10 protein-coding genes are annotated in these 13,294 nt (G+C 64.0%); 1 reads left to right on the top strand and 9 read right to left on the bottom strand.

Annotation, left to right across the window (positions count from 1 at the left end; translation table 11 throughout):
- Positions 1 to 140 precede the first annotated feature (140 nt).
- The 8 genes from B6V73_RS13565 to acs all read right to left on the bottom strand — a co-directional run bounded on the left by B6V73_RS13565 (position 141) and on the right by acs (position 9,842).
- Complete coding sequence (locus B6V73_RS13565; RefSeq protein ID WP_088725493.1) at positions 141 to 2,237, bottom strand: exonuclease domain-containing protein; 2,097 nt, start codon at positions 2,235 to 2,237, stop codon at positions 141 to 143.
- Positions 2,237 to 2,626, bottom strand: a complete 390-nt coding sequence (locus B6V73_RS13560) for a response regulator (protein WP_075774064.1) — start codon at positions 2,624 to 2,626, stop codon at positions 2,237 to 2,239. The genes B6V73_RS13565 and B6V73_RS13560 overlap by 1 nt, the downstream gene beginning before the upstream one ends.
- Before the next feature lie 4 nt (positions 2,627 to 2,630).
- Positions 2,631 to 3,167, bottom strand: a complete 537-nt coding sequence (locus tag B6V73_RS13555; protein ID WP_088725492.1) for a hypothetical protein — start codon at positions 3,165 to 3,167, stop codon at positions 2,631 to 2,633.
- A 9-nt stretch (positions 3,168 to 3,176) separates the two neighbouring features.
- Entirely contained in the window at positions 3,177 to 5,006 is a 1,830-nt protein-coding gene (locus B6V73_RS13550) for a DUF294 nucleotidyltransferase-like domain-containing protein (RefSeq protein WP_088725491.1), read from the bottom strand.
- Between the two features lie 94 nt (positions 5,007 to 5,100).
- The gene (locus B6V73_RS13545; protein ID WP_075774061.1) at positions 5,101 to 6,840 is read right to left on the bottom strand and encodes a sodium:solute symporter family protein; all 1,740 of its coding nucleotides are present in this window, start codon (positions 6,838 to 6,840) and stop codon (positions 5,101 to 5,103) included.
- A gap of 21 nt (positions 6,841 to 6,861) precedes the next feature.
- Positions 6,862 to 7,119: a DUF4212 domain-containing protein gene (locus B6V73_RS13540; protein WP_075774060.1), complete on the bottom strand. Its 258-nt coding sequence runs from the start codon at positions 7,117 to 7,119 to the stop codon at positions 6,862 to 6,864.
- A gap of 63 nt (positions 7,120 to 7,182) precedes the next feature.
- A complete protein-coding gene (locus tag B6V73_RS13535) occupies positions 7,183 to 7,875 on the bottom strand; it encodes an adenylate kinase (protein ID WP_075774059.1) in 693 nt (230 codons plus the stop codon).
- Entirely contained in the window at positions 7,875 to 9,842 is a 1,968-nt protein-coding gene (gene acs, locus B6V73_RS13530; RefSeq protein ID WP_077701305.1) for an acetate--CoA ligase, read from the bottom strand. The genes B6V73_RS13535 and acs overlap by 1 nt, the downstream gene beginning before the upstream one ends.
- A 423-nt stretch (positions 9,843 to 10,265) precedes the next feature.
- Between acs and B6V73_RS13525 the strand changes: the two genes are divergently transcribed.
- On the top strand, positions 10,266 to 10,763 hold the full coding sequence (locus B6V73_RS13525; protein ID WP_088725490.1) for a pyridoxamine 5'-phosphate oxidase family protein: 498 nt from the start codon (positions 10,266 to 10,268) through the stop codon (positions 10,761 to 10,763).
- Positions 10,764 to 10,847: 84 nt separating this feature from the next.
- Here B6V73_RS13525 and B6V73_RS13520 read toward each other — a convergent pair whose 3' ends face one another.
- Positions 10,848 to 13,139 carry a glycosyl hydrolase family 28-related protein gene (locus tag B6V73_RS13520; RefSeq protein ID WP_088725489.1) on the bottom strand — a complete coding sequence of 764 codons (2,292 nt, stop codon included), beginning with the start codon at positions 13,137 to 13,139 and terminating at the stop codon, positions 10,848 to 10,850.
- Positions 13,140 to 13,294 lie beyond the last annotated feature (155 nt).

Genomic DNA, 13,294 nt, shown 5'->3' with positions numbered 1-13,294 from the left:
GTATTCCGCGCCCTTTCTCGTTATCATCGGCTGCCCATTGGCTCGGCAGCGATTAGAAGCCACGGACACAGTCCGGTGCGATCAGCCAATTGAGCACTGCAGAGGCACTCCGCTGACAACTATCGGTCGGGTTAGGCCCCCTACCCGTTCAGATCCTTGAGCAGCCGCCCGTGCTTGCGCAGCTCCGCCACCAATTCGCCGAACGTCCGCAACCCCCGCGCCTGCAGCGCCGGCAGCATCTTCAGGAAAGCATCCGCCGTCGCGACCGTATCGCCGATCGCGGTGTGGCGTGCCTCCTCGGGGATGGTGATGCCAAGCCTGTGGGTCAGCGCGTCGAGCGTGTGGCTCTCCGACTGCCCGAACACCACCGCCGACAGCAGCACCGTGTCGAGGATCGGATGATCGAACCGCTCTCCGATCGCGCCTTCCTTGCGATGCAGGAATTCCATGTCGAAGGGCGCGTTATGCGCGATCAGCACCGCGCCTTCGGCGAAACGATGGAAATCGCGCCCCACCTTGGCAATGTCGGGCGCGCCTTCGACCATCGCATTCGAGATGCCATGCACCTCGGTCGAGCCGGGCGGAATCGGGCGTTTGGGATCGACGAGCGTGTCGAAGACCTCGGTATCGATCCGCCGCCCGTTGACGATCCGGACCGCGGCGATCTGGACGATCTCATCGCCCTCGGTGGGCAGCAGGCCGGTCGTCTCGGTGTCGAACACGACATAGGTCAGATCGGTCAGTGGCGTGTCGGCGATCTCGGCGACGCGCTCGCGCGCAAGCAGGTCGAAATCGTAGACCACCGCGCGCGGCACCGGCTTCGGGCGTTTGGTGACATGGCGCGCCTCGCGGAGCGGGATACACAGGCGCGCACGCGTGACGCCCAGCTTCTCGGGCCAGATTTCGGCGGCATGGGTGGTGAGCACCCGGTGCCCGGTCACATCTTCCAGCCCGGTGTCGAGCGGTTCGGCAAGCCAGCGCTCCAGCTCTCCGATCGGGAGCGGAGCGCCTTCCCATTCCAGCGCGATCAGCGCGCCGGGGCCGTCCTCGGTAATCTCCAGCCGGAAGTCGCGCCGGTCGGTCAGGCGGCGCACCAGACCCGCCAGAAGCGCGACCATCTCGAACCCCTCGCAGCGCAGCATCAGCGCGGCCGTGACCGGGAGGATCGCTCCCCCTTCGGCGGCTACCCGCGCGGCCACCGCCTGCCCCAGATCGGAGGCGCGGATCATCGCGAGCGGCCACCAATCGGCGCGGTTCGCCTCGTGGCGCTCGAAAAATTCGTGGATCGCGGCGGAGAGGTGATGCGCCTCGGAATTGGCGGCCTCGCGAACCCGGTCCCGCTCCGGACCCGGGGCGGGGCCGTCGTCGGCGGTCAGGACCCCGATCAGCGATTGCAGCGCGGCGGCCGGGCGGCGGATGCGGTCGAACAGCTCATCCATCAACTGCTCGCGCTGCGCATGAGCGGCCATGTCGCCCGAGACGTCGCGCAGCGTCAGCACGTAGCCCGGGCGCTTCGAGACGTAGTGATCCTCACCCTCCGACAGCAGCCGCATCCGGGCGGCGAGCACGCGCCCCTCCGCCTTGGTCGAACACAGCAGATCCGAGGCCGCATCGGGGTCTTCCGTCGCCAGAAGACGCTCATAGGCATGGGCGATGGGCGGCTGGTTGAGGTAATCGAAAACGCGCCGATCGAGCCCCGGCGCATGGGCCGAGCCCAAGAGCTCCACCGCCTGCCCGTTATAGAAGGCCAGCTGATGATCGGCGGTGCAGAGCAAAACGCCCACCGGCACATCCGACAGGAGCGCCTCGAGCCGCTCCTTCTCCTGCGCGAGCCGCGTCGTCTCGCGCTGAACGGCTTCGGTCAGGGCGTTGCGGGTCTCCGACAGATGACGCGTGACGGAGGCCGCCGCGGGAGCCAGATCGCCCAGATGGCGCGCGATATCGACATCCATCTCGCCCTCGATCTCGGCGGTGGTGCGGGCGCGCAGCATCCCCGAGAGCCGCTCGATCGGTTTGGCCACGTTCTCGTCGAACAGAAACCAGATCCAGGCGATCAGCCCAAGGATCGCGAAGCCCGCGACCGTGCCGCCGATCACCATAGCGTTCAGCAAATCGGGATCGCCAAGCCGGGTGAAGCCGAACCACAACCCCGCCACCAGCGCCGCGAGATTGCCGAGCGCGAGCGCGGCGAAGAACAGGAACACCCGGGTGCGCAGGGAGAGCCGGGTGAGATCCATCAGGCCGTCTCCCCGTCGAGAATGCGGTGGACCTCCTCGCGCAATTCGCGCAGTTCGAAGGGTTTGGCGATGAACCCGTCAGCTCCGAGCGCGAGCCCCTTGCGGCGCTCCATCGCGGAGCCGCGCGCGGTCATCATCAGGATTTTCACATCGCCGAGGCCCTTGTCGGCGCGCACGCCTTCACAGATCTCGTAGCCCGACACTTCGGGCAGCATCACGTCGAGAAGGACCAGATCGGGGCGGGTCTCGCGGATCTTCTCCAGCGCGCCGCGCCCGGTGTCGATCCGGTCATGCTCGTAGCCCTCGCGACTCATCAGGTAGTCGAGCGCGATCGCGATATTGTCCTCGTCCTCCACGATCAGGACGCGATGTTTCCTCCCCCCCGGCATGGTCTCATCCTCCTGCGCATACCGCTTTCAGCCCCGGGTCGTCGGGCGTGAGCTTCAGCCAACCGCCGCCCGAAAGCTCTCCGTCTTTCGACAGCGTGGCTCCGTTCACCAGATCGGCGCGGCTGTCGGTCTTGCAGTCATAGACCGTCGGCACCGTCTGTAAATTCTGCCAGCGTCCGATCAGCAGCAGATCGGTCTCGACCAGTTCCGGCTTGCCCGCGACAGGATGTTCCACCTTGCCTCCATCAACCGCCATGAAACGCGTGACCATCGGCACAAGGTAGGTCCAGGGCCGCCACGGCACGCTTTCGTCGATCTTCTGCAGCACGACGACCGTGTCGGGCATCTCGGAGCGCATTTCGGGAAACCACGAATATTCGCTCCAGATCGTATAGCCGATCAGCGCCGCGCCAATTGCTGCCGGCATCACCCATTTCGGCAGCTTCTCGCCGCGGATCCGCTTGCTCAGATGCGACAGCAGAAAGACCACGAGGGCGGCCAGCAGGCCCGCGGCGATGGTCGAGATGAAATCGTTCGTCATAAGCTCTCCTCAGCTCATCGCGCCTTTGCCGTGACCGGCGGCCGATTGCATGGTGCGCACCACCACGAAGGCATCGCGCAGATGCGAGCGTTCGAAATCGGACAGGTCCGAGGGTGCAAGATAATTGTCGGGCTTGCGCCCCGAGCGCGCGAGATGCGCCTGGTTCTCGAGCCGCATCGATGCGATCAGGTCATAGGCCTCGACCAGATCGCGCGCACCGGAATGGCTCAGCACGCCGGCATGTTCCGCCTCGATCAGGCGCGCGCGGGTGTTCACCTCCGGCAGGCGGCCCTGCAGCGCGTAGATGCGCGCCAGATCGGTCACTGGCACCACGCCGTTATGCTTCATGTCGATATGATTGCGATGCTCGCCCGAGCGGATCGTGGCAAAGCCCCGGATCAGGCCCAGCGGCGGGTGATGCTTGAGGCTGTTGGCGATCATATGCGCCACGAAGATCGAGTTCTTCGCCGCCTTCGCCAAGGTTTCTTCCTGCAACTGCTGGAACAGCGTCGCCCCGTTGCCGCCGATCGCGCGCAGGTCGAACATCACCGAGGCCAGCATCTGCGCCTCGGGGTTCGGCTTGGCGATCCAGCCGTTGAAATAGTCCCGCCAGACCCGGACCGGCTGACACCAGCGCGGGTTCGTCGCCATCATGTCGCCCGGGCAATAGACGTAACCGCAGGCGTCCAGACCATCCGAGACGATCTTCGCGAACTGGCGGAAATACTCCATATCAGCCTCGGTCACGGCATCGTCGAGGATCAGGCAGTTGTCCTGATCGGAGACGCCGGTCTGCTCCTGTCGGCCCTGCGAGCCGCAGGCCATCCAGAGATAGGGCACAGGCGGCGGCCCCAGCGTCTCTTCGGCCATCTTCAGCAGCCGGCGCGTGACTGCATCGGCGATATCGGTGATCAGCCGCGTGATGACCTCATGGGCGTGATGCCCGCCCACGAGCTGCACCAGAAGCTGCGGGATGCGCGCGGTGACGGCGGCCATTTCGGCCACCGTTTCGGCGCCCGCCACATCGCGGATCAGCACGGCCGAACTCACGGCCTGAAAGCGGGTCAGATCGGTCTGGGTGATCATGCCCACGAAGCGCCCGCGATCGGTAATCGGCAGGTGCCCGACGCGCTTTTCCAGCATGACATGCAGAAGGTCGGTGCCCAGCCCGTCGGGCGTCAGCGTCACCGGATCGGGCGTCATCACCTCGCCTACCGGCGTGTCGGGTGCGCGCCCCTCGGCCAGAACCTTGTTCGACAGGTCGCGCACGGTGACGATCCCAACCAGCGCGCCATTCGCATCGGTTACGCCCAGAGAGGAGATATGTGCGTCGCGCATCTGCCGCGCGGCCTCGGTCACGGTGGTCTCCGGCGCGCAGCCCATCGGCTCCTGCGCCAGCAGATCAGCGATCTTCATCGTCGCGATGGAGTTGGTGCGGCTCTCGCCGCCGCGCACCCGGTTGAAGAACCGCGCGAAGGCGGGAGTGTTCTGCGACAGCTCCCGGAATTCGTCGACTGGCAGTTCCAGCAGCACGGTCTCGGCGGTCGTGCGCGCGGTGGTTGCGGCGAGCCCGTCGCGCATCAGACCGCGCTCACCGAATGTGTTGCGCGCACCGAGGATCGAGACCAGTGCCCCGTTCTGGTCGGTCACTTCGACCGATCCGCGCTTGATCAGATAGATGCCCTTGAGCGGCTCGCGATAGGAATAGACGGTCTGCCCGGCGGGCAATTCCTTGCGACGGAAGGAACTGGCGACACGCTCCAGCTCGTTGCGCGGCAGATTGTCGTAAGGGTGGACGCCTTCGAGAAATGCGAGGATCGGGGTCAGATCGGCGGCCATGATCTTTTCCTTCGGGAAGTGGCGGCGCCCCCCCGGGGCGCCTGCCGGATTTTCGAGGGGCGGGACGAGGGCTCCCCCGTCCCGCGCCGCTGTCTCAGTGGTCGACTGCCGCACCGGCGCCTTTCGGCACGCGGATCGACTCGACGAGCTCCTGGATGTCTTCCGGGGTCTCTTTCGTCGCGTTCGAGACGAAGTAGGCGACGATGAAGTTCAGGACCGCACCGATCACGCCGAAGGACGTCGACTTGATCGAGAGGATCATCGGGTTCGCATCCGAGAACATGTTGGTGTCCGGGATGAAGAACCAGCCCTTGTGCAGGAAGATGTAGACCAGCGTGGTGATCAGGCCGGTCAGCATGCCCGCGACGGCACCGGTGTTGTTGATGCGCTTCGTGAAGATGCCCATCATCAGTGCCGGGAAGATCGACGACGCCGCCAGACCGAAGGCCAGAGCCACCGTCTGCGCCGCGAAGCCGGGCGGGTTCAGACCCAGATAGGTCGCGATCGCGATCGCAACGGCCATCGAGATACGGGCGGCCAGAAGCTCGCCTTTTTCCGAGATGCCCGGGTTGATCTGCGACTTGATCAGGTCATGCGAGACCGCCGACGAGATCGCCATCAGAAGGCCCGCAGCGGTCGACAGAGCCGCAGCCAGACCACCGGCCGCCACCAGCGCGATCACCCAACCCGGCAGGTTGGCGATCTCGGGGTTGGCGAGGGTGATGATGTCGCGGTTCACGGTCAGTTCGTTGGTGTCGCCCGCATTGTACTCGATGCGACCGTCGCCGTTCTTGTCGTCGAAGGACAGAAGACCGGTCGCGGCCCAGTTGCGCACCCACGACAGGTTCTGATCGTTCTCGATCGCGGTCATCTCCACCGCCGGCTCGTTCACGCCATTGGGGTAGAAGGTCGAGATCAGGTTCAGACGCGCCATCGCACCCACAGCCGGAGCGGTGAGATAGAGCAGCGCGATGAACACCAGCGCCCAACCCGCCGAGGAGCGCGCGTCGGCGACCTTCGGAACGGTGAAGAAGCGCACGATGACGTGGGGCAGACCGGCGGTGCCGACCATCAGCGTCATGGTGAACAGGAACATGTTGAGCATCGTGTCGTGCTGGCCGGTATAGGACGCGAAGCCCAGATCGGAGACCAGACCGTTCAGCGTCGACAGGATCGGCTCGCCGGTGTTCACGTCGTTCGAGAACAGGCCCAGGCCCGGGATCGGGTTGCCGGTCAGCTGCAGCGAGATGAAGATCGCCGGGATCGTGTAGGCGATGATCAGCACGACGTACTGAGCCACCTGCGTGTAGGTGATGCCCTTCATGCCGCCCAGAACTGCGTAGAGGAACACGATCGCCGCGCCGATGAAGAGGCCGGTGGTGTTGTCGACTTCGAGGAAGCGCGAGAACGCGACGCCCACGCCGGTCATCTGACCGATAACGTAGGTGATCGACGCCACGATAAGGCAGACCACGGCCACGGTGCGCGCGGTTTGCGAGTAGAAACGGTCGCCGATGAATTCCGGCACGGTGAACTTGCCGAACTTGCGCAGGTAAGGCGCAAGCAGCATGGCCAGCAGCACGTAGCCGCCAGTCCAGCCCATCAGGTAGGCCGAGGTGTCGTAGCCGCCAAAGGCGATGATGCCCGCCATCGAGATGAACGACGCGGCCGACATCCAGTCAGCGCCCGTAGCCATGCCGTTGACGACCGGGTGAACGCCGCGACCGGCGGCGTAGAATTCCGACGTGGAACCCGCACGGGCCCAGATCGCGATGCCGATGTAGAGCACGAACGTCGCGCCAACCACCAGCAGGTTGAGGGTAAACTGATCCATATCCCTCTCTCCTCCCTGAGATTACTCTTCGACGCCGTGCTCGCGGTCCAGTTTGTTCATCCGCCACGCATAGGTGAAGATGAGCACCAGGAACACGAGGATCGAGCCTTGCTGGGCGAACCAGAAGCCGAGATCAGTGCCGCCGATCTTGATGCCTGCCAGCATAGGGCGCAGCAGGATGCCGAAGCCGAAGGACACGATGAACCAGATCACCAGAGAGATCTGGATGGTCCGGATATTCGCCTTCCAATAGGCGTTGGACGAGGATTTGTCCGCCATGAGACTAACTCCCTTTAGTTTCTCTCCAGACGGGCCCCTCATGGGCCCGCCCCTCCCCAAAAATCAGGCCGAGACGCGCTCTACGATCGACCCAAGGCCCGAGGCGATCTCGTCGATGGAGCCCATCGCGTCGATTTCCTCGAGAACACCGAGCGCCTTGTAATGGGCGATCAGCGGTGCCGTTTGCGCGTGATAGGCCTCCAACCTGGCGCGCGCCGTCTCGGCATTGTCGTCGGCCCGGCGCTTGAATTCCGTGCCGCCGCATTTGTCGCAAACGCCCGCGACCGCGGGCTGTTTGAACTCGTCGTGATACCCCTCGCCGCATTTGGCGCAGGTGTAGCGGCCGGCGACGCGGGCGATCATCGCCTCGTCGTCGACCTCCAGGCTGATCGCCGCGGTCACCGACTGGCCGTTCTCCTCCAGAAGCCTGTCGAGCGCCGCAGCCTGCCCGGCGGTGCGCGGGAACCCGTCGAGGATCACCCCTTTAGCAACGTCCGGTTCCGCCATGCGATCTTGCAGGATCGCCAGAACGATCTCGTCCGAGACGAGACCGCCCTCCTCCATCACCGCTTTCGCGGCGAGGCCCGCCTCGGTGCCCTGCGACACCGCGGCCCGCAGAAGATCGCCCGTCGAGAGCTGCACGAGACCGAACCTCTCTTCGAGCATCCGCGCCTGCGTGCCCTTGCCCGCGCCCGGCGGGCCGAGAAGGATCAGAACCGCAGGCTTGGTCCGCGTCATGGTCGTGCTGTCGGCCATCACTTGTTCCCGCGATTTTCGATCAACTCATCGACGACCGACGGGTCGGCCAGCGTCGAGGTGTCACCCAGGCTGCCGAAATCGTTCTCGGCGATCTTGCGCAGGATGCGGCGCATGATCTTGCCCGAACGGGTCTTCGGCAGGCCCGGCGCCCATTGGATGATGTCCGGTTTCGCGATCGGGCCGATCTCGGTGCGGACCCACTTCTCGAGCTCCTTGCGCAGCTCGTCGGAAGGTTCGACATCGTTCATCAGCGTGACATAGGCGTAGATGCCCTGCCCTTTCAGCTCGTGCGGGTAGCCCACCACGGCAGCCTCGGCCACGGCCTGGTGCGCGACCAGCGCGGACTCGACTTCCGCCGTGCCCATGCGGTGGCCCGAGACGTTGATCACGTCGTCTACGCGGCCGGTGATCCAGTAGTAACCGTCGCTGTCGCGGCGGCAGCCGTCACCGGTGAAGTAATAACCCTTGTACTGGCTGAAATAGGTTTCCTGGAAGCGCTCGTGATCGCCCCAGATGGTGCGCATCTGGCCCGGCCAGCTGTCCGAGATGCAGAGCACGCCTTCGGTCTCGGTCTCGTCCTGCTTCACCGCAGTCTGCGGGTCGAGCACGACCGGCTTCACGCCGAAGAACGGACGGGTCGCCGAGCCGGGCTTGGTGGGCGTCGCGCCCGGAAGCGGGGTCAGCATGTGACCGCCGGTCTCGGTCTGCCAGAACGTGTCGACGATCGGGCATTTGCCCTTTCCGACATACTTGTCGTACCAGGCCCAGGCCTCGGGGTTGATCGGTTCGCCGACCGAGCCCAGCACCTTGAGCGCGGACAGATCGTATTTCTCGACCCATTCCGGCCCCTGCCCCATCAGCGAGCGGATCGCGGTGGGCGCGGTGTAGAACTGGTTGACCTTGTGTTTCTCGCACACGGCCCAGAAACGGCCCGCGTCCGGATAGGTCGGCACGCCTTCGAACATGACGGTCGTCGCACCATTCGCGAGCGGCCCGTAGACAATGTAGCTGTGACCGGTGACCCAGCCGACATCCGCGGTGCACCAGAATACGTCGCCGTCGTGATAGTCGAACGTGTATTGATGCGTCATCGCGGCATAGACCATGTAGCCGCCGGTCGTGTGCACGACGCCCTTCGGCTTGCCGGTCGAGCCCGAGGTGTAGAGGATGAAAAGCGGATCTTCCGCGTTCATCGGACGCGCCGGACAATCGGGCGAGACGTTCTCCATCATCGCCTTTACGTCGACATCGCGCCCGTCGATCCAGGTGGTCTGGTCGCCGGTATGCTTCACCACGAGGCAGCGCACCTTGTCCGAGCAGTGCAGCAGCGCGGCGTCGGCATTGGCCTTGAGCGGCGTGCGGCGACCGCCGCGCGGCGCGGTGTCGGCGGTGATCACGACTTTCGCGCCCGAGTCATTGATGCGGTTCGCCAGCGCGTCGGGCGAGAAGCCCGCGAAGACGATCGAGTGGATCGCGCCGATGCGCGCGCAGGCGAGCATCGCGTAAGCCGCTTCGGGGATCATCGGCAGGTAGATCACGACGCGGTCGCCGCGCATCACGCCCTGGCTCGAAAGCACATTGGCGAAGCGGTTCACCTTCTCGGAAAGCTCCTTGTAGGTGATGTGCTGCGCCGGGGTTTCCGGATCGTCAGGCTCGAAGATGATCGCGGTCTGGTCGCCGCGCGTCGCAAGGTGGCGGTCGATGCAGTTCACGCTGGCGTTCAACACGCCGTCCTCGAACCACTTGATATCGACATGGCCGAAGGTGAAATCGGTGTTCTTCACCTTGGTATACGGCGTGATCCAGTCGAGGCGCTTGCCCTCGCGGCCCCAGAACTTCTCCGGGTCGGTGATCGATTCCTTGTACATCTCGCGATATTTCGCAGCGTCGGCATGGGCGTTCTCGAAGCCCGGCGGGACCTCTTTGACCTCTGGAACCTGAGTCACCTTGTCTTGCGCAGTCATGAGTTTCCTCCCAGCAATTTCGCCTTGCGGCACGGCGTGTCCGCATGTCGCCCGCGTCATGGTGCAGGCCCTCTACCCCGCGCCACTGTAACTCAAAGGTTAAGATTCATGTAACCCCCTTTATACGCTGAATTTTTTTGTAAACTTTTTGACACCGATTGCGCTAACGCTGTAAATGCACGGAAATGAGGCAGAAAATAGTCACGCTTAATCAAGCGCTTGCCTGTAGCGTTTCATGCGCGCGGAGCCCGCATCTGAAAATCGACCTCATGGTTAAAAGCGGGCGGCAACCAAGAAGAGGGAACATGGCACCACGGGGTGATTCGGTACGCAATCTGTCGTTACGTCATCCTAAAGCCGACGACGTCGATTGCGGACGGCGTGGCTGAGTCCTAGCATTAGGACGTCCGCGAGGAGTCGCCCATGCCGCAACCAACTCCAACGACCGACCCAATTCGCCCGACGGATGACGAGGCCCGCGCCTTGGCGCAACGCCTGATCCGCGAGGCCCGGTTCGGGGCGCTCGGCACGCTCGACCCGGATACGGGCGCGCCGGTCGTGACCCGCGTCGCCCTCGGGCCCGGCCCTCAGGGGGAACTGTTAATCTTCGTATCCAGCCTCGCGGCGCATACGACAGCCCTTCTGCGGGATCGCCGCGCGGGTCTGCTGTTGGGAGAGCCCGGCCCGAAAGGCGATCCGCTCACCCATCCGCGCCTCTCGCTGCAGGTCGAAGCCCATGCCGTCGAACGCGACAACCCCGCCTTCCCGACGATGCGCGACCGCTGGCTCGCCGATCATCCGAAATCGAAGCTTTATATCGACCTGCCCGATTTCTTTTTCTTCGATCTCCGCCCGACCTCGGCCAGCCTCAATGGCGGCTTCGGCCGCGCTTTTCGCCTGATGCCTGTGGACCTGACATGAAAACGGCGCGCAAGACTTTCATCCCACGCGCCGCATCGCCAATCCGTCCGCCCCGGCCCGGATCGGCACAGCCCAAGCACCCCGTCAGATCGGGTTATCCATCCGCAGCGTGACTTGCAGCCGGCCCTTCGCCGCCTCCGGCCAGTTCACCGTGATCTGGTTCTTGGCCGCGCCCTGCTCCACCGCGACATAGGGCATTGCGTCGATCCGCGCGCCCGAGCTATCTCGCACCATCCCCTCGGCGATCAGGCCTTGAACATTGCGCGCCCAGCCCGCGAAGGGCAGGTACTCGCTCGCATCCGCCGTCCAGACCGTTTGCGCAGCCGACTGGTTCACCTCGACCATCACCGGGTTCTGCGATATCTCTTTGATCCCGTTGAACATATTCCCCTCGAACACCACATTGCGCACCCGCGAGCGGTCGATATCGGCAAAGCTCCTATCGATTTTCTCGATCCGGTCGACACTGCCGTTGAGCGACTTGAACACGTTGTTCGTCACGCTCAGCCCTTGGATGAAATGCCCCGGCCCATAGGGCTTTATCGAGAGCCACGTGAACCAAGGCGCGACGTTGATGCACACGCAGGTATTGCCCGTCACGGTCAGCCCGCCAAAGCTGTACTCGCTCGCGAAATCCGGCTCGGCATCGTGTTCATTCGTCCATTCGATGACCGAGTTATCGATGTAATTTCCGGTCACCGCCGATTGCACATTGGTCTGCGTGAAAACGAGCCCCGCAACGCGCACGCCGCTGGTTTCCTCGTCACCCTGAAACCAGTGATTACCGACGATCAGATGCCCAGAGCCATTCAGCACGAAACTCGTTCCGAAGCGCACGAAGCGTGAGTCGCGGATCTTGCTGTCATTTGCGTTGACGTTCAGCACCATCGACTTGCGATCCTGCGCGGGCACTAGCATCTCGTCCGACAGGAACTGACAGCCATCGATCAGCAGGTCCTGGCACCCGCGCCCGATTGAGGTGATCGCGCGATCCTTGGGTCGCACCACATAGCTGTCGCGGATCTGGAACATCTGCCCGTCGGGCGCCAGCATGATGCAGCTCGCCGCGCCGTTGCAGAGGAATTCCACATTGGCGATGTTGAACCGGTCGAGCTTCTCCATCCCGGAGAAATCCAGCACATATTGGTGACGTGTGAAGGTATAGGTCCGCGTCCCAGATCCGCCATAAAGCGGCTGCGAGAGATACAGCGTCTGCGCGCCGTTATTCTTCGACCTCACATAGACTTCGCGCCCGACGCCGGTGCCGGTGATCCGCGCGCCAACGGGAATATTGGCGATATTGGCGACCGAGCTCAGCTGCATCGACTGGCTCACCGAATAGGTCGCCTGCGACGTCACCACATCATCGTACCAACCAGATCCCGCGATCACGTTGATCTGCCCATTCTGCAGAACCCGACGGTTCGAAAAGCTCGACAGGTCCGGCGCGATCTCCTCGATGCGGATCGGTTCGGTCACCTCGACGCGACGCCCTTTCAGGTCCAGCACGTTATGATCGGTATATCCGAACAGCGCCTGCAGCGCCTTCTTGAACCCAGCCAGCTCATCGCCGAACGCCGCCGCATAGGTCGGGAAGTCGAAAGACGACATCAGCGCCAGCTTCGCCGCCACCGGCATTACCAGAGTGCCCACGAACTCTACCGGCGACGAGATCGAGATCGAGCTGCCCAGATAATAATTCCCCTCCGAGACGAGAACCTTGCGCCCGTTCGGCGCCTGATCGGCCGCATTGAAGGCCGCGACGTTGTCCGTGACGCCATCCCCGACCGCGCCGTAATCCTTAACATCGACCCAGCCCATCAGCTCGCGCAGGAAGGCCTCGGTCACATCCTCGATCTCGATATCGTCGATGCGCACGACCCCGCCAGTCGCGCCCGTCAGGTCCAGCCCGAAATGCCCGTAAATCGCATCCAGCCCCCACGACATATCGACACCGTCGCGCGAGCCGGTGCCCACGATCGCAGAAACCTCGACCACCTCACCATAGCTTTGCAGCGCCATCGTCGGCCCCACCTCGACCACGCCGCTCACGTGGCTACCCGATCCCGTCACCGCATAGCCTGCAATCCTCACCTCAGGCAGGTTGCCGCTCACCGCCTTCACCCGCGCCCGGATGCGCAGATAGGCGCCCGGCAGGATCGGCGTGTCGCCCATGTAGCGCAGTTTCTGCACCGTCTGCATCTTGAGCATTTCCAGACAACCGCCGAAATCCGCATCCGCCGGAACCAGCACGGCATTGCCCGAGCTCTCATAGGTCGTGGAGCCCGGCGTGCCATCTTCACTCGACCATTGATCCAGCCCTTCGGCGAATGCGGGCAGGCTCAGCACCAGCCCTTCGGTAATCGCGACGTTCATCTGCAATCCTCTTGTCCATTTTCCACCCGCGCGCGCCCCGCGCATCGCTCCATGCGCCTTGGAACCCGCCGAAAGCGCCCGCGCTTCGGCCCGAAAAGAGCTAGAAGGAAAGATTAAAGAAGACCTGATACCTCCGCGCGCCGCGCCGCCTCTCC

This window comes from Thioclava sp. JM3 (assembly GCF_002213185.1).
Classification (GTDB): Bacteria; Pseudomonadota; Alphaproteobacteria; order Rhodobacterales; family Rhodobacteraceae; genus Thioclava; species Thioclava nitratireducens.
This window is presented reverse-complemented; position numbering and strand designations above follow the sequence as displayed.